This is a genomic window from Pseudoclavibacter sp. JSM 162008 (assembly GCF_041366455.1).
GTDB lineage: Bacteria > Actinomycetota > Actinomycetes > Actinomycetales > Microbacteriaceae > Pseudoclavibacter.
Genome location: NZ_JBEWYX010000007.1, coordinates 57,178 through 77,892, shown reverse-complemented (window position 1 = coordinate 77,892; position 20,715 = coordinate 57,178). Strand labels below are relative to the sequence as shown.

Below are 20,715 nucleotides of genomic sequence, written 5' to 3'. Positions count from 1 at the left end.
GGGCCCATGAGACCCGGGGAATAGGGGAACCACCCGTCAGGAGATCCGGCTGCGACGCTCGGCGTCACGAGTCGCCAGCACGCGCCGAGCGGGGGGTCGTCGTAAACCCATGATTCAGCTGAGCAGTGCGGGTTTTCCGGTAGCACGCCTGGCGCTGAAGCAGGGTCTCGTGTCACGCTGGCGCGGAACTATGACGGAACCCGGCTGCCGAACTCGGCAGATCGGACCACTCGCCTCGACCCTGCCCCCCCCCCCCCCCCCCCCCCCGCGGCACGGCGAGCGTGGGTCCCAGAAAGTGAACCCTTATTCCTCGCGCGGAGTGAAGGGCGCAATCAGTGGAGGAGACGACCGATGCCCGTGAAGTGCTGACTGTAGCCGTCGACGAGCTTGCGGGCCACTGCAACGGAATCGACGAGCGGGTGCGCAGCGAAGCCACGCCAGGCGAGCTCGCGGGAGCCGCGGGTGGCTGCTTCGATCACGAGCTGCTCGGCAGCCTTCACCTGGGTCATGAGCCCGAGCATCTCCCCCTCGACGGGGGCGATCGGCCACGGATGCACGCCGTCGGCATCGACGACGCAGCCGACCTCGACCACCGCGTCCTCAGGCAGGGCAGGAACGAGTCCGCCGTTGCGCACATTGAGGATCATGGTCGCCGGCGTTCCCGACGAGAGGGCCGCCATCAGATCGAGGGCGACGCTCTCGTAGCCGCCTCCAGCAACATCCTCGACCTCGCGCTCCTCGCCCTCTTCGCGACTCTCGGCCATGTAGCTCGCCTCACGCTCGTGACGGGTTCGCATCCAGGACTCGAAGGGGTCCGTGCCTGGGTTCGCGAAGAACGCTCCCTGCTGCACGTCGAGATACTCGCCCCTCGTGGAGGCGGCGGCGCGGATGCTCTCGTTGGCTTCGCGCGTGAAGGAGTAGTAGTAGAGGTACTCGTTGGGCAGCGCGCCGAGGGCCCGCACCCAGTCGAAGCCGAGGAGGCGTGCCTCCTCGATCCGCTGCAGCGCGGCATCGGAGGCGAGCAGCTCCGGCAGGCGCTCGACCCCGTCGACCTCGAGGGAGCGCAGCCAGCCGAGGTGGTTGAGCCCGACGTAGTCGAAGGCGAGCTCCGAGGAGGCGCTGGCGCCCGGACGCGCCGCCGCTGGTGCCCCCGCGACGGCCGCGGCCCGCCGCAGCAGACCGATCGGGGTGTCGCAGATGCCGACGACGCGACCGCCGAGCACGCCGCGCATAGCTTCCGTGACGATGCCCGCCGGGTTGGTGAAGTTGATGACCCACGCCTCCGGCGCGACCCGACGGATCGTCTCCGCCAGCGAGATCATGAACGGGATCGTGCGCAGCGCGTAGGCGAGCCCGCCCGGGCCGACCGTCTCCTGGCCGAGCACGCCGAGCTCGAGGGCGATGCGCTCATCCGCCACCCGCCCCGCCGTGCCGCCCACGCGGACGGCGCTGAAGACGAAGTCGGCGCCCTGGAGCGCCTCTTCGAGGTCGGTCGTGACGGTGATCCTTGGTGCGAATCGACGCTCGCTCGCGATGCGCTCGACGATCACGCGGATGATCGCGAGCCGCTCAGGTGAGATGTCGTAGAGGCTCAGCTCGTCGATGCGGACGGGAGCGTCGTCGGACGCGACCGCCTCGAACACCTGGGGGACGCGGAACCCCCCGCCTCCGATGATCGTCAGCTTCACGAGAACATCACCTCTACTTCCGCTTCGCGGAGCACGGCGAGCGTCGCCGGGTCCGCTTGTCTCTCCGTCACGACACCCGTGATATCGCTGGCCCCGCAGACCCGCAGCAGCCCGACACCGGGGAACTTGGTCGCATCCGCGAGCACGACGGTCCGCTGCGACGACGCGATCATCGCGAGCTTGACGGGAACCTCGGTCCCGGTCGTATCGGAGACCGTGCCGTCCGGTCTGATGCCGCTGGTGCCGAGGAAGCAGACGGTGGCCCGGATCTGCGCGAGCGCCTGCTCGGTGAGCACGCCCACCATGGAGCTGTAGTTCTTCCGGACGACCCCGCCGAGCACGATGAGCTCGACCGTGTCGTCGTCCCGCAGCGCATCGACGACGGCGAGGCTCGAGGTGATGACGGTGATGCGTCGGCCGCGCAGCTCTCTCGCGAGGTGGGCGGTGGTCGTGCCGATGTCGATGAGGACGACGTCGCCGTCGCGCACCAGCTCGGCGGCTCGGGCCGCGATGGCGCCCTTCTCGGAGCTCTGGTGCGTCGCGACCTCGGAGAACGGAACCCGGTCGGGCTCGACGCTGCCGCCGCCTCTGACCCGGCGGAGCAGGCCCTCCGCGCTGAGCGCGTTGAGGTCGCGGCGCACCGTCGACGGCGAGACCCCGAACTGCACGGCCAGCTGCTCGACGGTGACCTGCCCGTCGGCGCGCAGCGACTGCAGGATGCGAGCCTGGCGGGTCGTGGTGAGCATGCGAGGCATCGTAGCAGTCACAGACGCGCAGCATTCAAGCGCGAGTGAGCACGACTTGACGCACGAACGATCACCGCGCAGGATGTGTGAGCAACACCGCTGTTGCACCCGAGAGGAGCCGCGATGGACTCCGCACGCGACCCCATGTCGCCCCCGATCCAGGCGCCCGCCCAGTTCCAGGCGCCGCAAGCAGGAGCGACGGCGGATGCACGCTTCGACGTCGTGCTCGCCGGCTCCGTCTTCTTCGACATCGTGTTCACCGACCTGCACGGCGTGCCGAGCGCCGGCACCGAGGTGTGGGCAGACGGCATGGGGTCGACGCCGGGCGGCATCGCGAACCTGGCGGTCGCCGCCAGCCGCCTCGGGCTCACGACCTCCCTCGCGTCGGTCTTCGGCGACGACGTCTACGGGCGCTGGTGCTGGGAGCTCCTCGAGGAGCACGAGGGCATCGACCTGAGCCGCTCGCGCCGCTTCGAGAACTGGCACACCGCCGTCACCGTCTCGGTGGCGCAGCACGGCGACCGCAGCATGATCACCCACGGGCACCCGAGCCCGATCTCGAGCGACGCGCTGCTGGGCGACGGCATCTCGAGCCGCACCGCGCTCACCGAGCTGGGCGTCATGTCGAGCCTCGAGCAGGAGCCGTGGTGGCTGCGCGCTGCGGGCCAGGGCACCCGCATCTTCGCCGACGTGGGCTGGGACGACACGGGCGCGTGGGACCCGGCCGTCCTCGAACCGCTGGCCTCCTGCTACGCCTTCCTGCCCAACGAGCGCGAGGCGGTCGAGTACACGCGCACCGAGTCGCCGCTCGCCGCAGCCCGCGCGCTCGCCGCGCACGTGCCGCTCGTCGTCGTGACCTGCGGCAAGGACGGCGCGATCGGCATCGACTCCGCGACCGGCGAGGAGGTCCGAGTGCCGGCCGTGCCGGTTCGCGCGTACGACGCGACGGGGGCCGGAGACGTGTTCGGCGCATCCTTCGTGCTCGGGACCCTGCGCGACTGGCCGCTCGAGCAGCGCCTCACGTTCTCCGCGCTGTGCTCGGCGCTCGCCGTGCAGCAGTTCGGGGGCTCGCTCGCCGCGCCCGGCTGGGGTGACATCGCCGACTGGTGGGAGGCGACGCGAGCTTCCGGCGACGCCGACCTCATCCGCCGCTACGGCTTCCTGCAGGACGTGCTTCCCCCCGAGCGCGCCGGCGCGGTGCGCCGTGCGGAGGCGACCTTCCGCCTCGTCGACCATTTCCCTCCCGGAAGGCACAGCCTCTCGGGCGGGCAGGGTCCCGCCCCGCGCGACGAGAATCCCGTCGGCTGACGCCCAAGCGATATCTTTACCCTCTGCTCCCCCGCTGCGATAGGAAGGCCCAACATGTACGAGAAGCACCGGAGAACCGCGGCGGCCGCAGGCGGCTTGGCGCTCGTCCTCGCACTGGCGGGCTGCGCGCCAGGCACCGGCCAGACAGACGGCCCCGCCGAGCCGGCAGGCGACATCAGCACCGACATCTCACAGGTCGGGGACGTGACGCTCACCGTCTGGGACCAAGAGGTGCGCGGCGGGCAGAACGAGCAGATCGAGCAGCTGAACGCGGCGTTCGAGGAGCTGTACCCGAACGTGACGATCGAGCGGAACTCGCAGGCATTCGACGACCTGGCGACGACGCTGCGCCTGGCGCTCACCGACGACAACGCGCCCGACGTCGTGCAGGCCAACAACGGCCGCAACACGATGGGGGCGTTCGTCGAGGCCGGGCAGCTGCGCCCGCTCGACGACTACGCGGAGGCGTACGGCTGGTTCGACCGCTACCAGGAGTCGATCCTCCAGTACTCGACGTACAGCGACGACGCGAAGGTGTTCGGCGAAGGCAACCTGTACGGCCTCCCCCAGGTCGGTGAGGTCGTCGGCATCTTCTACTCGAAGGCGAAGCTCGACAAGCTCGGCATCGAGGTGCCCGGCACCTGGTCGGAGTTCGATTCCGCGCTCGCGACGGCGAAGGCGGCGGGCGAGACGCCCATGCAGCTCGGCAACATCGAGCAGTGGCCGGCCGGGCACGTGTTCGGCCCGCTGCAGGGCGGCTACGTGGATGCGGAGACCATCACGAACCTCGGGCTCGGCAACCCCGGCGCGAGCTGGACCACGCCGGAGAACGTGGAGGCGGCATCCGCCCTCAAGGGCTGGGTGGATGACGGCTACTTCAACAGCGGCGTGAACGGCACCGACTACGACGCCGCCTGGCAGGCGCTTGCAGACGGCAACGGCGTCTTCCTCATCGGCGGCTCGTGGCTCGCGGCCGACCTCGAGGCGAGCATGGGTGACGACCTGGGCTTCTTCGTGCCGAAGACGGATGACGGTGCGCTGGCGACGACCGGCGGCACCGGCCTCCCGTTCGCGATGACCTCGGCGGCCGACAACACCGACGTCGCGGCCGCGTACATCGACTTCCTGACGAGCGACGACGCGATGCAGATCCTCGCCGACACCGGCAACCTGCCCGTCAACAAGTCCGCCGAGCTGGCGCCCGATTCCGGTGTCTTCGCCGACATCTACGGCGCCTTCGGCGAGGTCACCGAGTCGGGCAGCGTCCTCCCCTACCTCGACTACGCGACGCCGACCTTCGGCGACACCATCGGCCAGTCCCTGCAGGGGCTCATCGACGGGCAGCTCACGCCTGAGCAGTTCACCGAGGCCCTCGAGACCGACTACGCGGCCTTCACTGCAGCGAACGAGTGACCCGGTGTCGTCGCTGATGAGGAGCATCCGTCTAGGCCTGGCCGTGCGTGCACGGCCCGAGCGTCTCCGCGGATGACGATCAAGGACCCGACGGCGCGCGAGCGCCGCCCAGCGAGGGGTGCCAGCCGTGGCACCCCCGCCTGGGTGCCCTTCGCGTACCTCGCGCCCGCGTTCCTCCTCTACGGCACGTTCCTGCTGTTCCCGCTCGGTCGGGCCGTGCAGTTCTCGTTCTTCGAGTGGGACGGGCTCGGCGCATCCACCTTCGTCGGCTTCGACAACTACGTGCAGATCGTGCAGGACGAGCGGCTGCGGGAGGCCTTCGGGCACGCGTTCGTGCTCATCTTCTTCTACGCGGTGCTGCCCCTTGCCGTCGGACTCATGCTCGCGGCGATCCTCACGCGGGCGAGGGTGCGGGGCCTCGGCTTCTTCCGGACGCTCATCTTCCTGCCGCAGGTCATCGCGATGGTCGTCGTCGCCGTCACGTGGCGGCAGATCTACGCGCCGGATGGTCCCCTCAACGGGCTGCTACGCCTCGTCGGGCTGGAGAGCTGGACGCGGGCGTGGCTCGGCGACTACACCTTCACGCTGCCCGCCGTGGGACTCATCGGCTCGTGGGTGTCGCTCGGCCTCGTGACCGTGCTGCTCATGGCCGGCATGAGCCGCGTGCCGAAGGAGCTCTACGAGGCCGCGCGGCTCGACGGCGCGGGACCCGTGCGCGAGTTCTTCTCGATCACCCTGCCGTCGGTGCGTGGCGAGATCACGGTCGCCCTGACCCTCACGATCGTCGCCGCGCTCAAGACCTTCGACCTCATCTACGTCACCACGAGCGGCGGGCCCGGCACGTCGACGACCGTGCCGAGCTTCGAGGTGTACCGGCGGGCGTTCGAGCTCGGCGAGGTCGGGGCCGCCACGGCAGTCGGCGCTGTGCTGACCCTCATCGTCTTCGCCATCAACTTCGTCGTGAACCGGATCGGGGACCGCGCATGAACGTCTCCGTCTTCGAGAAGGTCGCCAACTACCTGATCCTCGGCGTCTTCGGGCTCGTCATCCTCGGACCGATCAGCGTCATCGTGACCCTCGCGTTCGGGCCGGAGAACGCGACCGTCGCCCAGGAGGGGCGCATCTTCCACTGGGAGAACTTCCCCACGGCCTGGGAGGTCGCCCGCTTCGGGCAGTACATGCTCACGTCGGTGGTCGTCGCGGCAATCGTGGTCGTCGTCGCCGTGCTCGCCTCCATCCTTGCCGGCTACGCGCTCGGCACCATGAAGTTCCGGGGCGCGACACCGATCTTCTACCTGTTCCTCCTCGGCATCATGGTGCCGACGGAGGCGTTCATCGTGCCCCTCTACTTCGACCTGCGCACCGTCGGGCTGACGAACACGGTGTGGGGGGTCGCGTTCCCGCAGATCGCCATGTCGATCGCCTTCGGCACGTTCTGGATGCGCACCTACTTCCGCTCCTCCAGCCAGGCCCTCATCGACGCGGCCAAGCTCGACGGGGCCGGCTCCATGCGCATCCTCTGGCAGGTGCTCGTGCCGATCGGCCGGCCCGCCATCCTCACGCTCGTGCTGCTGACGTTCATGTGGACGTGGAACGAGTTCCTCATCCCCCTCGTGATGTCGCCGAACGGCAGCGTGCGCACGGCGCCCCTCGGCCTCGCGTTCTTCCAGGGCCAGTACACGCAGGGCACCGCGCTGCTCGCGGCCGGCGCCATCATGGTGGCGCTGCCCGTCGTCGTGCTCTACCTCTTCCTGCAGCGCCACTTCATCCAGGGGATGCTCGAGGGGGCGGTCAGGGAGTAGCCGCCCGGCGGGCGCCGGGCACGTCGCGCGTCGCCTCACCCGTGTAGTCGGCGAGCAGGGGCGGCGGCAGCGGGCCCTTGATGCGCTGACCCGCCTGCTTCTCCTCCCACGCGTGGGCGAGGATCCCCACGGAGCGCGAGAGCACGAAGAGGCCCCTCGCGAGCTCCGGCTGCACGCCGAGCTCTGCGTACACGATGGCGGAGATGCCGTCGATGTTCATCGGGATGCGCCGCTCGCCCCGCTCGAGTGCGCGCTCGAGCGCCAGACCGGCGGCGAGGCAGCGGCCCGAGATGTCCCCCCTGGCGACGGCCTCCTCGACGAGCCGCAGCAGCGGGTCGCGGCGCGGGTCTCGCGGGTGGAACCGGTGCCCGAAGCCCGGCACGAACGCGCCCCGGCCCTTGTGGTCGGCGATCGCCTCGCGGGCGAGCTGCTCCAACGCGACCCCTTCGGACTCGTGCCGCTCGACGAGGTCGTTGAGCAGCTGGACGCACTGCTGGCCTGCACCGCCGTGCGTGTCGCCGAGCACGTTCACGCCGTTGGCGACGGCCGAGTTGAGGCCCACGCCGCAGGTGGCGGCCATGCGCGCGCTGGCGATCGACGGCGCCTGGGGGCCGTGGTCGACGCTCGCGACGAGCGTCGCCTCGAGGAGCTCGGACACGGCCCTCGTCGGGAGCGCCCCGGTCGTGAGGAGCCAGATCGTGCTCACGAACCCGACGTTGCCGATGACCTCCTCGATCGGGTAGCCGCGGAGCTCGATCTCCCCTGGGGCGATGCGGGTGACGCTGGTGCTCCACCACGCGGTCGCGTCGTCGACGGTGGGCTGGTGGCCGGTGGTGCTGCTCATACGGCTCGCTCCTCGTGAAGTGCTCGGATCTGCCCGTCGTCGTAGCCGAGCTCGTGCAGGATCTCGTCGGTGTGCTCGCCGAGCCCCGGCGGCGGAACGGTGGGGGCGCTCGGTCGGTCATCGAGGCGGATGCCGTTGCCGAGCACCCGCAGGGTCTCGCCGTCGCGCCCGGGGAAGGGCAGGTCGTGCACGAGCTCCCGGTCGACGATCTGCGGGCTGGCGAGCATCTCGGGAACGGTGAGAACGGCAGCCGCCGGCACGCCCCGCTCCGAGAGCAGGTCCTCCCAGTGCGCCGTGTCGTGCGCGCTCAGCGCCTGCTCGATCTCGCGCGTGAGCTCCGCCCGGAAGCGCTTGCGATCCTCCCGGTCGCGAAAGCGCGGGTCGTCGGCCAGCTCGGGTCGGCCGATCGCCGCGACGAGCGCGACGAACTGCTCCTGCTTGTTCGCCGCGATGTTGAGCGCCCCGGTCGCCGTCTGGAAGGTCCCGGACGGTGCGGCCGTGCCGTTGTCGTTGCCGAGGGCGCGTGGCACCTGGTCGGCGACGAGGTGGTTCGACACGACCCACCCCATTGCGGTGACGGCGGTCTCGAGCATCGACACGTCGATGCTCGAGCCCACCCCGGTGCGCTCGCGTCCGTGCAGTGCGGACGAGATCGCGAACGCGGCCGCGAGCCCGCCGAGCGTGTCGGCGATCGGGTAGCCGGCCCGGAGCGGGGAAGTCTCCGGGGTGCCGGTGACGCTCATCATCCCGGACCCACCTTGGATGATCTGGTCGTAGGCCGGCTTCGAGCGCAGCGGCCCCGTCTGGCCGAAGCCCGAGATGGCGCAGTACACGAGCCTGCTGTTGATGGCGCGCAGCGCCTCCCAGCCGAAGCCGAGCCGCTCGAGCACGCCTGGCCGGAAGTTCTCGCAGAGCACGTCGGCCTCGGCGACCAGGCGCCGCATGACCTCCCGGCCGCCGTCCGACTTCAGATCGAGCGTGATCGAGCGCTTCTGGGCGTTCTGCGCCAGGAAGGAGACCCCCATCAGGCTGCCGTTGAGCTCGGAGTCAGCCCCGAGCCTGCGGGCGAGGTCTCCGCCGTCTGGCACTTCGACCTTGATGACCTCCGCCCCCATGAGGGCGAGCTGGTAGCAGGCGTACGGCCCCGCCAGCACGTTGGTCATGTCGAGCACGCGGACTCCCGCGAGTGGGCCTGATGGGGTCTCGGTCATACCGTGACTTCCTTTCTCGCAGCGAGCTTCGTGCGGATGACCCGCACGATGACAAACGCCACGGTGAGTGCGAGGACGGAGTAGAGGGTGATGGTGATGGGGCTGTCGATCAGCACGCCGGGGTCACCCTCGCTGACGGCCATCGCCCGGCGGAACTCGGTCTCGGCGAGCGGCCCGAGGATGATCGCGATGAGCATCGGGGCGACGGGCAGCCCGTAGCGCCGCATCGTGAATCCGATGAGCCCGATCACCACGACGAGCACGAGGTCGAGGATCTTGCCGCTCGTGGCGTAGACGCCGAGCATCGCGAAGAGCGTGATGCTCGCGTAGAGGTAGTGGCGCGGGATCTTCAGCAGCTTCGCCCAGAGCGGCGCGAACGGGAGGTTGAGGATGAGGAGCACGACCATGCCGATGAAGAAGCTCGCGAGCAGCGCCCAGACGAGTTCGCTCGAGCGCTCGAACAGGAGCGGCCCTGGCTGCAGACCGTACTGCCGGAAGGCGGCGAGGAGGATCGCAGCGGTGGCCGAGGTGGGCAGGCCGAGCGCGAGCAGAGCGCCCATGGCGGTTCCCGCGGTGGCGTTTCCCGCAGCTTCCGGGCCGGCGACACCCTGGATGGCGCCGAAGCCGAACATCGGCTTCTTGCGGCGCTTGTCGAGTCGACGCTCGGCGCCGTAGGAGAGGAACGTCGGCACCTCGGCGCCGCCGACGGGGATGATGCCGAAGGGAACGCCGATCGCGGTCCCCCGCAGCCAGGCCGGCATCGCCTGGCGGAGCTCGCTGAGCGAGAGCCAGAGGCGCCCCTTTGACTGGATGAGACCGGTGTCGTCGGAGTAGCCGCGGCGCCCTGCGACGGCGAAGACCTCGCCGAGCGCGAGCAGACCGACCGTGATGACGACGATGTCGATGCCGTCGAAGAGCTCGGGGATGCCGGCCGTGAAGCGCGATGTGCCCGAGATCGAGTCGATGCCGACGACGGAGATGGCCAGGCCGAGGACGAGCGCGGCGAGACCGCGGATGATGGACTGCGTCACGACCGCAGAGATCGCGATGAACGCGAAGATGGCGAGCGCCAGGTACTCGGCGGGGCCGAACAGGGTCGCGAGTTCAGCGAGACGGGGCGCGAAGAAGACGACGAGGATCGACGCGAGGATGCCGCCGATGAAGGCGCCGACGGCCGAGGTGGCGAGGGCCTGAGCCGCTCGTCCGCTCTTGGCCATGGCATGGCCTTCGATCGATCCGGCGATCGCCGTGCTGTTGCCCGGCGTGTTCATGAGGATGCCGGCGATCGAATCGCCGAAGAGCCCACCGAAGAGCACGCCAGCGAACATGATGAAGGCGCCGATGGGGTCGAGCGAGAACGTGACGGGGAGGAGCAGGGCGACGGCCATCGCTGAGCCGAGACCGGGGAGGACCCCGACGGCCGTGCCGAGCACGGCGCCGATGAGCACCCAGAGCATGTTGATGGGGGTCAGGACCGTGAGGAACCCTTCCCCGAGGTTTGCAAGCGTATCCATCAGAGGACTCCTACGAAGATGCCGGGAGGAAGGTTGAGGCCGAGCCCGATCGAGAACGCGATCTGCACGATGGACGACATCGCGAGCGCGAGGAAGATGTCGAACACGGGTCGGCGGCTGCCGAGGGCCCTGGAGATACCCCAGAAGAGGAAGGCGCCGGAGAGCAGCCAGCCGAGCGGGGTGAGCGCGGCGATGAAGACGATCGTCGTGCCGAGGGCGCCAAGCAGGGAGCGGATGTTGGTGCGCGGCCTGATGTGCTCGGCCGCGAGCTCCTTGTCCTGCACGACCGCGAGCTCGTCGCGGTCGAAGTCGGAGAGCTCATCGACCTCTTGGTCGACGACCCTCTTCTCGCCTCGGAGCTCAGCCAGGTCCGGCTCTGCCACTCGCGTCGGTTCCGGGTTGCGGATGACGTCGACGGCGAGGAAGGCCGCCACGATGAAGATCGCGACCGAGATGATCGCCGGGAACATCTGCGGGCCCGGCTGCGAGACGTTGCTCGGCACGGCCATCGTGACGGTGCCGATGACGAGGCCGATCCCCACGAGGGTGAGGATCCCCGGCACGATGAGTCCGGTGCGGCGGCGCCACCAGCCAGGGCTCGCGGTGGTGTCGTGCTGCGTCCACGCTGAGGTGGGGATGACGCCGGTCATAGTCCGAGCTCCTCGATGATCTGGTCGACTCTCGCCTGGTCTTCTTCGATGAAGGCGGCGAATTCGTCGCCGGTGAGCACTGCTGGCTCCCAGTTGTTGCGTTCGAGCGTGTCCTGCCATTCGGGAGTGGCGACCATGTCCTCGAAGATCCCGACGAGCTGGTCGCGTTCTGCGTCCGTGATGCCGGGAGGGGCGACGATGCCTCGCCAGTTGGGGAGGTGGACGTCGACGCCCTGGTCCATGAGGGAGGGGATGTCGATGCCGTCGACGGACTCTTCCGCTGACACGGCGAGCGCGCGGAGGCTGCCCGCCTCGATCTGGTCGCTGAACTCGTTGTAGCCGCTGACCCCGACGGCGACGGTGTTCGAGAGCAGCGCGGTGAGCACCTCGCCACCGCCCGCGTACGAGACGTAGTTGAGCTCGGCCGGGTCGATGCCGACATCCTCCGCGACGAGGCCGGCGAGGAGATGGTCGGTGCCGCCGACACCGCCACCGCCGACGGCGAGCGCGTGCGGGTCCGTCTTCCAGTCGGCGATGAAGTCATCCAGGGTCTGGTACGGCGAGTCCGCCGGCACGATGAAGACCTCGTAGTCCTCGGCGAGCCGCACGATCGGTGTCGTGTCGGAGAGGTCGACGGCGGAGTCGTTGACGTTGATCGCGCCCATCATGACCGTCCCCGTCATCATGAGGTTGGTCGGGTCAGCGCCCAGGCCCACGAACTGCGACAGTCCGATGGTGCCTCCGGCGCCGGGCACGTTGACGACCTGGACGTTGTTGACGATCCCGTCTGCACGCAGCGCCTGCTGTGCCTCCCGTGCCACTCCGTCCCATCCACCGCCTGGCGCCGCTGGCGCCATGAACGTGAGCTTCGTGCTCGGGTCGGTCCCGGTCGTCGAGTCGCTGGCGTCGAACGCCGCGATCCCGACGAGCACGGCGGTCGCGGCGATGCCGAGTCCGCCCATGAGCTTCCGTCTTGCTGTCACGATCACTCCCTTGTGATTGACTTGTCCACACAGCGGACACTTCTGTCCACCAGATGGTACGCTAGTGTGACCGGGCAAGCAAACGATCCGAAGCCGGAGACCCCATGACAAGCGCCGACGACGCCCCCGCCCAGCGGTCAGAGCCGGGTGGCATCCGCGCCGTGAGCCGCGCCCTCGATGTCCTCGACTGCTTCGAGAACGAAGGCCAGTCGCTGGCCGTCTCCGACATCGTCCGCCGCTGCGAGCTCCCTCGCACGACCGTGCTCCGCCTCGTCGACACCCTCGTGGGCGAGCGGATGCTGCAGCTCCTGCCCGACGGCCGCGTGAGCGTCGGCCCCCGCATGATCCGCTGGGGAGCCTTCGCGAAGGCGGCCTGGTCCGCTCCGGCAGCCACGCTCGACCGACTCCGGGAGCTTGCCGAGCAGACCGGTGAGACCGTGAGCCTCTACGTCCGCCGCGACCTCAAGCGCGTCGCCATCGCGCAGGCACCCGGGCGGCACACCATCCGCCACGTCGTCCAGGTCGGCGACAAGCTGCCCATCTGGCTCGGCGCCGCATCCACGACCCTCCTCAGCGGAGAGCGGCCCGAAGCCCTCGACGCGGTGCTCGCCCAGCTCGACGCCGACGAGAGCATCGACATCGACACCGCCGCGCTGCGCCGTCGTGTGGATGAGATCCGCGAGCAGGGCTGGGGCCTCAGCCACGGCGAGCGGGAGTCCGGCAACAGCGGCCTGGCGATGCTCGTGCCCGAGAACCCGGACCGACCCCACCTGCAGCCCGTCGTCGTCGTGCTCGGCGGACCGACGGCCAGATTCGTCGACGCCCGCATCCCCGAGTTCGTCGACGCGCTCCGCGCCTGCGTCCGCGACGTGCCGCGAACCGGGCTGCCGCCCGCACTCGAATGACCTCGCGGTGCGGTTCGAGACCGCCCGCGCCCGCAATCCAAGCAGGACCCTGAACCGACGAAGGAGACGGTGCGATGAGCGCAACGGTGTTCGTGACGGCCCCACGACTCGGTCACGCCGGGGTTCGAACCCTGGAGGAGGCCGGAAGCAGGATCATCTACCTGCCCGACGGCGGGGGTCGCGCCGAGGTCGAGGAGATCATGGCCAGCGAGGCCGTCGACGCGGTCATCTCCCGCACCGTCGAGCTGTCGGCCGCAGCCATCGAGGCCTGCCCGACGCTCCGGGTCATCTCGAAGCACGGCGTCGGCGTCGGCAACATCGACGTCGACGCGGCGACCGCCCACGGCATCCCGGTCTTCACCACGCCGGGCGCCAACGCCCAGTCGGTCGCCGAGCTCACGATCGCGCTCATGTTCAACGCCGCACGTCGGGTGTCCTGGATGGACGCGGAGATCCGGCAGGGACGCTGGAGCAGGGCCCAGGACGGGCGGCAGCTCGCTGGCGCCACGCTCGCCCTCGTCGGTGCCGGCCAGATCGGTCAGCGGGTCGCGCGCACTGCGGCGGCGACGGGGATGCGCGTGCTGGCCTTCGACCCGGGATTCGGACTGGACTCCCCCATCCCGGAGCTGACCATGGTCGGCAACCTCGAAGAGCTGCTCGCGCAGGCCGAGGTGCTGAGCATCCACGTGCCGCTCAGCGAACGGACGCGCGGCCTCATCGGGGCCGAGCAGCTCGCCCTGCTGCCGGCGGATGCGATCGTGCTGAACACGGCCCGCGGCGAGGTCATCGACGAGCCCGCCCTCGTCGAGGCGCTTCGCAGCGGCCAGCTCTTCGGTGCGGGCCTCGACACCACCTGGTCGGAGCCCATGGAGCCCGGCAACCCGCTGCTGGACTGCCCGAACGTCGTCGTCACGCCCCACGTCGGGGGCTCCACCCCAGCGGCTCTGGAGGCCATGGCACTGGCCGCCGCCCGGAACATCCTCGGCTTCCTCGAGGGCACGCCCCCGGACGCACGGTCCTGCGTGAACCCCACCACTCTCTCGATCGAACGGAGCAACGCATGACCGAGCAGGACCCCACCGCGCCACCCGCCTGGCCGACCGGCTACTTCATCGGCGAGCGTGCACCCGACCTCCCGGCATCCCTGATCGACGCGTTCCGTGAGATCCCTGTCGCAGTCGCCGGCGACTGCCTGGGGCGCTCCGTCGGCGCGCTCGGCCTCCACGCCTACCACGGCGAAGCGCCGCTCTCGGGGCAGGCCGTCACCGTGAAGATCCGGCCTGGCGACAACCTCATGGTGCACAAGGCCATGATGGATGCCCACCCGGGCGACGTCATCGTGATCGAAGGCGGCGGCGACCTCAGCCAGGCGGTCATCGGAGGGCTCATCCGCACGAGCGCCATCACCAAGCGACTCGGCGGCTTCGTCATCGACGGGGCCCTGCGCGACGTCGCCGAATGGCGGGAAGGCGGCATGCCCGCCTACGCGCGCGGACACACGCACCGCGGACCCACGAAGGACGGCCCGGGCCAGATCAACGTGCCCGTGTCCATCGCGGGCCTCGTCGTGAACCCGGGCGACCTGGTGCTCGGGGACCTCGATGGCGTCCTCGCCGTTCCAGCACCGCGAGCGGAGTCGCTCCTGCAGGACGCACGCAGGCACCTCGACCGGGAAGCCCGCATCCGCAAGCACAACGAGGAGGGCACCTCCGACCCCGAACGGTTCAACGCGCTCCTGCGCCAGAAGGGCCTGCCCGTCTGATCGCCATCGCCGCCGGACGGGGCGCGAGGCGCGGCTTGTCAAGAGCCGGGACCTCCCACCCGGCGCCGCGTACAGTGATCCGTCGGTCGTCGCGGCACCCCCGAGCCGCGGCCCAAGAGAGGCTTCCCCGTGCGACGGTTCCACTGCGATGTGTGCGAGAACGAGGTCTTCTTCGACTCCGTGTCCTGCGAGCGCTGCTCGTCGAAGCTGGGCTACGTGCTCGGCCTCGACGACGTGCTCGTCGAAGGCGGCGAAGCGGCGGCGGACGCGGGCCTGCGGCGGTGCAGCAACGCCGAGCTCGCCGGATGCACGTGGCTGACGGCGCAGCCTGGCGGGCTGTGCGAGAGCTGCCAGCTCACCCGCACCAGGCCGAGCGACGCCGACGCGAAGGGGCTGCGCCTCTTCCCCATCGCCGAGGAATCGAAGCGCCACCTCGTGCGCGACCTCACCCGCCTCGGCTTCGCGACCCGCCCCAAGGCGAGCGGGGAGCCCGCGACCGTCGGCCAGACGCCCGTCTTCGACCTGCTCTCGAGCGTGTCGGAGAGCGTTACGATCGGCCACGCCAACGGCGTCATCACCATCGACCTCGCCGAGGGCGACGACAGCTACCGCGAGCAGGTGCGGCAGCGCCTCGCCGAGCCGTACCGCACGATGCTGGGGCACTTCCGCCACGAGAGCGGGCACTACTACGAGTGGCAGCTGGTGGAGCAGACCGACCGCATCGACGAGGCACGAGAGCTGTTCGGCGACGAGCGCGCCGACTACCAGGCCGAGATCGACCGGCACTACGACCAAGGCCCTCCCGAGGGGTGGCAGCTTGACTACCTGAGCAGCTACGCGACCATGCACCCGTACGAGGACTTCGCCGAGACCTGGGCCCACTACCTGCACATCCAGGACACCCTCGAGACGGCCGTGGCCTTCGAGCTGCTGCCCGCGCCGGAACCGGGCGCGTCGGCCCGCGACGTGGTCCTCGACAGCTGGATGCCGTTCGCGACGGCCATGAACGTCGTCAACCGCTCGCTCGGGCAGCGCGACCTCTACCCGTTCGTCCTGCCGGACACGGTCATCGAGAAGCTCGCGTTCATCCACTCGCTGCGCGAGCCCTCGAGCATCCCGGCCTGACCGGCGTCACCCTCAGGCACCGGATGCGCGCGTCGCGACGATCGCGCCGTGCGGCCGGGCTCCCGCATCCGTTCGGGCGTGCGCTTGCTCGACGATGAACCCGGCGTCGCCGAGATGCTTCCGAGCAGGTCCGCGTACTCCCGCGCCCGGCGGCCGTACGCCTCGAACGTCTGCCGTGCCCTCATGCCGTCGCTCCGGCGCGGACCGCGGCAAGTGTCGCGGGGAGTGACGACCACGGCGGCGAGCCCTACCGGGTGATGGTGAGCTGGCCGATCGCTGTCACGGGCGCGACGCGGCCGTCCGAGAGCTCGTACTGGCAGCCGACGATGCTCAGCGCGCCGCTCGCGACGGCGTCACTGATGACGCGCGAGCTGCGCACGAGCGCGTTGATCGTAGAGTACAGGTGGCGACGCCCCACAGCATCCGGATCGATCTGGGCTTCGTCGACGTACGGCGTCGACTGGTCGCTCGTGAACCACTCCTCCTGGACGGAGGGCTGAATGCGAGCGAGCTCGTCCTTGATGGCGGGCGTCACGTCGCGCGGGTGCGCCGTGGTCTGGTTGATGGCGGCCTTGACCGCGCCGCAGGAGCCGTGGGCGAGCACCACGATGACGGCCACGCCGAGCTCGGCGACCGCGAACTCCATGGTCGCCGTCGTGTTCTCGTTGGCGATCTGCCCCATGTTGCGGGCGACGAAGAGGTCGCCCAGGCCGCAGTCGAAGAGGATCTCCGCGGCGACTCGCGAGTCGGAGCAGCCGAGGAACGCGGCGTTCGGCGCCTGGCTTCCGGAGATCTCGGTGCGGCGGGCCGCGCTCTGCTGGGGGTGGAGGAGGTCGCCCTTGATGAAGCGCTCGTTGCCCTGGACGAGGTCATCCCAAGCCTGCTGGGGGGTGACTCTTGCTGCCGTCATCGTTGCTCCTTCGTGCTGAAACCTGTGACTGCCGAGGTGCATCCGGTGCCGGATGCTCATGCCACGTACGGGGGCGTGGCGCCGTCCAAGCGTACTCACCCTCCGGGGGCGAGATTCTCCTGATGAATCGCCAGGCGTCAACGATATTGCGGAATATGTGAGAACGTCAGTTCCCAAGATCAGGGCCGATGGGAGGTGGCGCGTGCGCCGTGGACACAATTTGGGAGCGGTCGGCGAGTTCAACCAGGCCGTCATCCTCGACCTCAACCGCCGCGCGCCAGACGGCCTGAGCCGGGTCGAGGTCGCGCAGGCCAGCGGCCTCTCCGCGCAGACGGCATCGAACATCACGCGCCGCCTCATCGACGGTGGCCTCGTGCGCGAGGGCGAACGCCTCATCACGGGACCTGGAAAGCCGCGCACGCTGCTCCGCCTCAACGCGTCGAGCCGGTACACCGTGGGCGTGCACCTCGACCCGACCGTCATCACCTACGCCCTCCTCGATCTCGCGGGCTCGGTCGTCGCAGATCACCGCGCACGCACGCCGACGGCACCGGACCCCGCGGGCGTCATCGCCGACATGGCGCACGAGATCTCGGCGATCCTCGAACGCCAGTCGATCCCCCGCGAGCAGGTGCTCGGCGTCGGCATCGCGGCCCCGGGCCCCCTCGACGCCTCCCGCGGCAACGTCCTCGACCCGCCGATGCTCGACGGCTGGGACGTCGTGCCGCTGCGGGATGCGCTCAGCCAGGCGACCGGCTTCCCGGTTGTCCTCGAGAAGGACGTCACGGCGGCCGCGATCGCGGAGCTGTGGGTCGATTCGGGCCCGCGGCGAGACAACTTCGCGTTCTTCTACTACGGCACGGGCATCGGCATCGGGCTCGTCATCAACCACGAGGTGCTGCGCGGCGCGAGCGACAACGCGGGCGACATGGGGCACATCATGGTGCAGGCGGATGGCCCCGTCTGCTCGTGCGGGAGGCGCGGCTGCGTCGGCGACCTGGTCGTCCCGCACCGCATCGTGCAGCGGGCGCTCGCCGCCGGCCTCATCGCGTCGGACTCCCCCGTCGACCGCGCCGACTTCGACGACGTCGATCGACTCTTCACGGAGTTCACGGCGCTCGCCATGCGGCACGACCCCGTCTCGCGCGAGATCGTCACGGGGGTCGCCACGCAGATCTCGCGAGCCATCGTCTCCATCGTGAACCTCCTCGACGTCGACACGATCGTGTTCGGCGGCCCGTTCTGGCGCCGCATCGAGCCGGCCCTCCTCGGCGCCATCCGCTTCGGCTACTCGGCGGCGCTCCCCCAGATCGTCAAGGCAGCAGGGTCGAAGTACTTCCTGACGCAGAAGCCGTCGTGGAACGAGACGAACGTCATGCCGCACCACACGTTCAACTGGGAGGGTATCGACGGCTCGCAGGTGTTCACGCATTTCCCGCCCGTCGCCACCTACAACTCCGTCCTCTCGCAGGAGGAGCTGCACAAGGCGCAGCGCGACTACAAGGAGAAGGGCGAAGCGAACTCGTCGCTCGTGCCGTTCGGCTACGGCAACGGCGGCGGCGGCCCGACGCGCGAGATGGTCGCGGCGGCCGAGCGCACGCGCAACCTCGAGGGCTCCCCGACCGTCGAGATGACCAACCCGCAGGCGTTCTTCGAGCAGGCCGAGGCCGAGCTCGCGCAGCCGCCGGTGTGGTCAGGCGAGATCTACCTCGAGTTCCACCGCGGCACGTACACGTCGCAGGCACGCACGAAGCGCGGCAACCGCCGCAGCGAGCACCTGCTGCGCGAGGCGGAGCTGTGGGCGACCGCCGCCACCATCCGCACGGGCACGGCCTACCCCTACGCCGAGCTCGAGTCGGCCTGGCAGACGGTGCTGCTGCAGCAGTTCCACGACATCCTGCCCGGCTCCTCCATCGCCTGGGTGCACCAGGTCGCGGAGGAGCACTACGAGCGGGTCGCGGGTGAGCTCGAGACGCTCATCGCCTCGGCGCTCGGCTCGCTGACGGGCGAGGGCGACACGGCGCTGCTCGCGAACGCCGGACCGTACGCCGTGGACGGCGTGCCCGCGCTCGGTGGTGGCGCATCCGGTGCGAGCTCGACTGCCGACACCTCTCCAGTGACGCTCACGCGGTCCGGCGACGACCTGGTGCTCGACAACTCGCTCGTGCGGGTCACGATCGACGCCGACGGGCTCGTCTCATCGCTCTTCGACGTCGCCGCCGACCGCGAGCTGGTTCCGGCCGGCGAGCGCGCTGCCGAGCTGTGGGTCTACCGCGATACGCCCGCGCAGTGGGATGCGTGGGACATCGACGTGCACTACCAGCGCCACGGCCGGCCGATCCGCTCGGTCGACTCGATCGAGGTCGTCTCGGAGAGCACCGACCGGGTCGTCGTCAAGGTGTCGCGTTCGGACGGAGCGAGCACGTTCGTGCAGGAGCTGTCGCTGAGCGCGGGGCGCCCGACGCTCGACCTGACGACGGACGTCGACTGGCACGAGCGGCAGAAGCTGCTGAAGCTGGCGTTCCCGCTGGACGTGCACGCGGAGCGGTCGTCGTCGGAGATCCAGTTCGGGCACGTGAACCGGCCGATCCATCGCAACACGTCGTGGGATGTGGCGCGGTTCGAGACGAGCGCGCACCGTTGGGTGCACGTCGGCGAGACCGGCTACGGCGTCGCCGTCGCGAACGATTCGACGTACGGGCACGATGTGACGCGCACGACCCGGGATGGTGGTGGCACGACAACCCTCGTGCGGGAATCGCTGCTGCGGGCGCCCACGTTCCCGGACCCGCACGCCGATCAGGGACGGCATGTGCTGCGCACCTCGGTGCGCGTGGGCGCGGATGTGCTGGATGCGGCCGCTGAGGGCTACCGGCTGAACGTCGGCCCGCGCCCGGTGACGGGTTCGGCGCCGATCGAGCCGCTGCTCACGGTCGACAACCCCGCGGTTGTCGTCGAGGCCGTGAAGCTGGCGGAGGACAGGAGCGGCGACGTGGTCGTCCGCTTCTATGAGGCTCGCGGTGCGAAGGCTCGGGCGGTCGTGACGCCCGGGTTCGCGTTCGAGTCGGTCGCTGAGACCGACCTGCTCGAGCGTGACGTCGACCAGACGGCGATCGTGGATGCTGAGGGCGCGCTCGCGCTGTCCGTGCGCCCGTTCCAGCTGGTCACGCTGCGCTTCCGTGGGGTGTCAGCGCTGCGCTGACATCTGGGGAGACCGGGCGGCGCAGACTGCGCTGCCCGCCCGGTCCGACGCTGTGGCGAACCGCGCCTCCCGCTCCTGGGTGCAGGTTCGCCACAGCTTTTTCACGCCGCGCCCCGGGATCTCACGGGGGCGGCGTGAGACGGTGAGCGGAGCGCGCATCCCCCGAGGCGCGCAGGAATGAGCGATGATGCCCACCTTCACGAACCTCCATCACGTCGCGGTCACCGTGCGCGACCTCCAAGCGAGCGTCGCCTTCTACGAGCAGGTGTTCGGCTTCGAGCCAGCGACCGAGATCGACGATGCGACCCTGCACCGCAAGCTGTTCGCGCTGCCCGGCGGCACGAACCTTGGCCTGACACAGCACGATCGCGGCGACGACGCCGGGTTCTCCCCCTTCTCTCCGGGGCTCGACCACCTCGGGTTCGAGGTAGAGAACCAGGATGAGCTCGAGGCCTGGGCGCAGCACCTGACCGCGGGCGGCATCGAGCACGGCGGCATCGTCGAGGCTCCGTACGGCTACGCGCTGAGCTTCAAGGACCCCGACCAGATCGCGCTGGAGTTCTTCGTCTCGAAGTGAGGCCCGCGTCCTCCCGCGGAGTTGTGGCAGAGCGCTGGTCGCCGCGCTCGGAACCGCACCACGCCACAACGCTGC

18 protein-coding genes are annotated in these 20,715 nt (G+C 69.9%); 10 read left to right on the top strand and 8 right to left on the bottom strand.

The window, feature by feature from the left end:
- Nucleotides 1–332: 332 nt before the first annotated feature.
- The gene (locus ABVF28_RS07765; RefSeq protein ID WP_371030081.1) at nucleotides 333–1,688 is read right to left on the bottom strand and encodes a 6-phospho-beta-glucosidase; all 1,356 of its coding nucleotides are present in this window, start codon (nucleotides 1,686–1,688) and stop codon (nucleotides 333–335) included.
- Nucleotides 1,685–2,434, bottom strand: a complete 750-nt coding sequence (locus ABVF28_RS07760; RefSeq protein WP_104311229.1) for a DeoR/GlpR family DNA-binding transcription regulator — start codon at nucleotides 2,432–2,434, stop codon at nucleotides 1,685–1,687. Before ABVF28_RS07760 ends, ABVF28_RS07765 begins: the two co-directional genes overlap by 4 nt.
- Before the next feature lie 123 nt (nucleotides 2,435–2,557).
- Here ABVF28_RS07760 and ABVF28_RS07755 point away from each other — a divergent pair, with 123 nt between their 5' ends.
- From ABVF28_RS07755 to ABVF28_RS07740, 4 genes are all read left to right on the top strand, one after another.
- Entirely contained in the window at nucleotides 2,558–3,742 is a 1,185-nt protein-coding gene (locus ABVF28_RS07755; RefSeq protein WP_249312507.1) for a PfkB family carbohydrate kinase, read from the top strand.
- A 54-nt stretch (nucleotides 3,743–3,796) separates the two neighbouring features.
- The gene (locus tag ABVF28_RS07750) at nucleotides 3,797–5,155 is read left to right on the top strand and encodes an ABC transporter substrate-binding protein (protein ID WP_371030080.1); all 1,359 of its coding nucleotides are present in this window, start codon (nucleotides 3,797–3,799) and stop codon (nucleotides 5,153–5,155) included.
- A 72-nt stretch (nucleotides 5,156–5,227) separates the two neighbouring features.
- On the top strand, nucleotides 5,228–6,142 hold the full coding sequence (locus tag ABVF28_RS07745) for a carbohydrate ABC transporter permease (protein WP_104311227.1): 915 nt from the start codon (nucleotides 5,228–5,230) through the stop codon (nucleotides 6,140–6,142).
- The gene (locus tag ABVF28_RS07740) at nucleotides 6,139–6,957 is read left to right on the top strand and encodes a carbohydrate ABC transporter permease (RefSeq protein WP_371030079.1); all 819 of its coding nucleotides are present in this window, start codon (nucleotides 6,139–6,141) and stop codon (nucleotides 6,955–6,957) included. Before ABVF28_RS07745 ends, ABVF28_RS07740 begins: the two co-directional genes overlap by 4 nt.
- Here ABVF28_RS07740 and ABVF28_RS07735 read toward each other — a convergent pair.
- The 5 genes from ABVF28_RS07735 to ABVF28_RS07715 are packed head-to-tail and all read right to left on the bottom strand — an operon-like array spanning nucleotide 6,947 to nucleotide 12,159.
- Nucleotides 6,947–7,801, bottom strand: coding sequence for a citryl-CoA lyase (locus ABVF28_RS07735; RefSeq protein WP_371030078.1), 855 nt, complete (start codon nucleotides 7,799–7,801; stop codon nucleotides 6,947–6,949). The genes ABVF28_RS07740 and ABVF28_RS07735 overlap by 11 nt on opposite strands.
- The gene (locus ABVF28_RS07730) at nucleotides 7,798–9,012 is read right to left on the bottom strand and encodes a CaiB/BaiF CoA transferase family protein (RefSeq protein ID WP_371030077.1); all 1,215 of its coding nucleotides are present in this window, start codon (nucleotides 9,010–9,012) and stop codon (nucleotides 7,798–7,800) included. The genes ABVF28_RS07735 and ABVF28_RS07730 overlap by 4 nt, the downstream gene beginning before the upstream one ends.
- Entirely contained in the window at nucleotides 9,009–10,526 is a 1,518-nt protein-coding gene (locus tag ABVF28_RS07725; RefSeq protein ID WP_371030076.1) for a tripartite tricarboxylate transporter permease, read from the bottom strand. Before ABVF28_RS07725 ends, ABVF28_RS07730 begins: the two co-directional genes overlap by 4 nt.
- Nucleotides 10,526–11,176 (bottom strand): tripartite tricarboxylate transporter TctB family protein, encoded by a 651-nt coding sequence (locus ABVF28_RS07720; protein WP_371030075.1) that lies wholly within the window; start codon nucleotides 11,174–11,176, stop codon nucleotides 10,526–10,528. Before ABVF28_RS07720 ends, ABVF28_RS07725 begins: the two co-directional genes overlap by 1 nt.
- Nucleotides 11,173–12,159 carry a Bug family tripartite tricarboxylate transporter substrate binding protein gene (locus ABVF28_RS07715; RefSeq protein WP_371030074.1) on the bottom strand — a complete coding sequence of 329 codons (987 nt, stop codon included), beginning with the start codon at nucleotides 12,157–12,159 and terminating at the stop codon, nucleotides 11,173–11,175. The genes ABVF28_RS07720 and ABVF28_RS07715 overlap by 4 nt, the downstream gene beginning before the upstream one ends.
- Nucleotides 12,160–12,263: 104 nt before the next feature.
- Here ABVF28_RS07715 and ABVF28_RS07710 point away from each other — a divergent pair, with 104 nt between their 5' ends.
- The 4 genes from ABVF28_RS07710 (at nucleotide 12,264) to ABVF28_RS07695 (ending at nucleotide 15,951) form a co-directional block, all read left to right on the top strand.
- The gene (locus tag ABVF28_RS07710) at nucleotides 12,264–13,064 is read left to right on the top strand and encodes an IclR family transcriptional regulator (protein ID WP_371030073.1); all 801 of its coding nucleotides are present in this window, start codon (nucleotides 12,264–12,266) and stop codon (nucleotides 13,062–13,064) included.
- A gap of 74 nt (nucleotides 13,065–13,138) precedes the next feature.
- On the top strand, nucleotides 13,139–14,128 hold the full coding sequence (locus ABVF28_RS07705; protein WP_371030072.1) for a hydroxyacid dehydrogenase: 990 nt from the start codon (nucleotides 13,139–13,141) through the stop codon (nucleotides 14,126–14,128).
- Nucleotides 14,125–14,826 carry an RraA family protein gene (locus ABVF28_RS07700; RefSeq protein ID WP_371030071.1) on the top strand — a complete coding sequence of 234 codons (702 nt, stop codon included), beginning with the start codon at nucleotides 14,125–14,127 and terminating at the stop codon, nucleotides 14,824–14,826. Before ABVF28_RS07705 ends, ABVF28_RS07700 begins: the two co-directional genes overlap by 4 nt.
- Before the next feature lie 129 nt (nucleotides 14,827–14,955).
- Nucleotides 14,956–15,951, top strand: a complete 996-nt coding sequence (locus ABVF28_RS07695) for a putative zinc-binding metallopeptidase (RefSeq protein ID WP_371030070.1) — start codon at nucleotides 14,956–14,958, stop codon at nucleotides 15,949–15,951.
- Nucleotides 15,952–16,198: 247 nt separating this feature from the next.
- Here the strand turns inward: ABVF28_RS07695 and ABVF28_RS07690 are convergent, their stop codons facing one another.
- Complete coding sequence (locus tag ABVF28_RS07690; protein ID WP_104311206.1) at nucleotides 16,199–16,861, bottom strand: carbonic anhydrase; 663 nt, start codon at nucleotides 16,859–16,861, stop codon at nucleotides 16,199–16,201.
- A 202-nt stretch (nucleotides 16,862–17,063) separates the two neighbouring features.
- Here ABVF28_RS07690 and ABVF28_RS07685 point away from each other — a divergent pair, with 202 nt between their 5' ends.
- Together ABVF28_RS07685 and ABVF28_RS07680 are read left to right on the top strand one after the other, a co-directional pair.
- A complete protein-coding gene (locus tag ABVF28_RS07685) occupies nucleotides 17,064–20,063 on the top strand; it encodes an ROK family protein (RefSeq protein WP_371030069.1) in 3,000 nt (999 codons plus the stop codon).
- 184 nt (nucleotides 20,064–20,247) lie between these two features.
- Nucleotides 20,248–20,640, top strand: coding sequence for a VOC family protein (locus ABVF28_RS07680; RefSeq protein ID WP_371030068.1), 393 nt, complete (start codon nucleotides 20,248–20,250; stop codon nucleotides 20,638–20,640).
- The last annotated feature ends 75 nt before the right edge of the window (nucleotides 20,641–20,715 follow it).

What these genes read in the sequence shown, in the direction of transcription:
- ABVF28_RS07760 (WP_104311229.1), bottom strand. Translation starts at nt 2,434, where the DNA reads ATGCTCACCACGACCCGCCAGGCTCGCATCCTGCAGTCGCTGCGCGCC.
- ABVF28_RS07755 (WP_249312507.1), top strand. Translation starts at nt 2,558, where the DNA reads ATGGACTCCGCACGCGACCCCATGTCGCCCCCGATCCAGGCGCCCGCC.
- ABVF28_RS07750 (WP_371030080.1), top strand. Translation starts at nt 3,797, where the DNA reads ATGTACGAGAAGCACCGGAGAACCGCGGCGGCCGCAGGCGGCTTGGCG.
- ABVF28_RS07745 (WP_104311227.1), top strand. Translation starts at nt 5,228, where the DNA reads ATGACGATCAAGGACCCGACGGCGCGCGAGCGCCGCCCAGCGAGGGGT.
- ABVF28_RS07740 (WP_371030079.1), top strand. Translation starts at nt 6,139, where the DNA reads ATGAACGTCTCCGTCTTCGAGAAGGTCGCCAACTACCTGATCCTCGGC.
- ABVF28_RS07735 (WP_371030078.1), bottom strand. Translation starts at nt 7,801, where the DNA reads ATGAGCAGCACCACCGGCCACCAGCCCACCGTCGACGACGCGACCGCG.
- ABVF28_RS07730 (WP_371030077.1), bottom strand. Translation starts at nt 9,012, where the DNA reads ATGACCGAGACCCCATCAGGCCCACTCGCGGGAGTCCGCGTGCTCGAC.
- ABVF28_RS07725 (WP_371030076.1), bottom strand. Translation starts at nt 10,526, where the DNA reads ATGGATACGCTTGCAAACCTCGGGGAAGGGTTCCTCACGGTCCTGACC.
- ABVF28_RS07720 (WP_371030075.1), bottom strand. Translation starts at nt 11,176, where the DNA reads ATGACCGGCGTCATCCCCACCTCAGCGTGGACGCAGCACGACACCACC.
- ABVF28_RS07710 (WP_371030073.1), top strand. Translation starts at nt 12,264, where the DNA reads ATGACAAGCGCCGACGACGCCCCCGCCCAGCGGTCAGAGCCGGGTGGC.
- ABVF28_RS07705 (WP_371030072.1), top strand. Translation starts at nt 13,139, where the DNA reads ATGAGCGCAACGGTGTTCGTGACGGCCCCACGACTCGGTCACGCCGGG.
- ABVF28_RS07700 (WP_371030071.1), top strand. Translation starts at nt 14,125, where the DNA reads ATGACCGAGCAGGACCCCACCGCGCCACCCGCCTGGCCGACCGGCTAC.
- ABVF28_RS07690 (WP_104311206.1), bottom strand. Translation starts at nt 16,861, where the DNA reads ATGACGGCAGCAAGAGTCACCCCCCAGCAGGCTTGGGATGACCTCGTC.
- ABVF28_RS07680 (WP_371030068.1), top strand. Translation starts at nt 20,248, where the DNA reads ATGATGCCCACCTTCACGAACCTCCATCACGTCGCGGTCACCGTGCGC.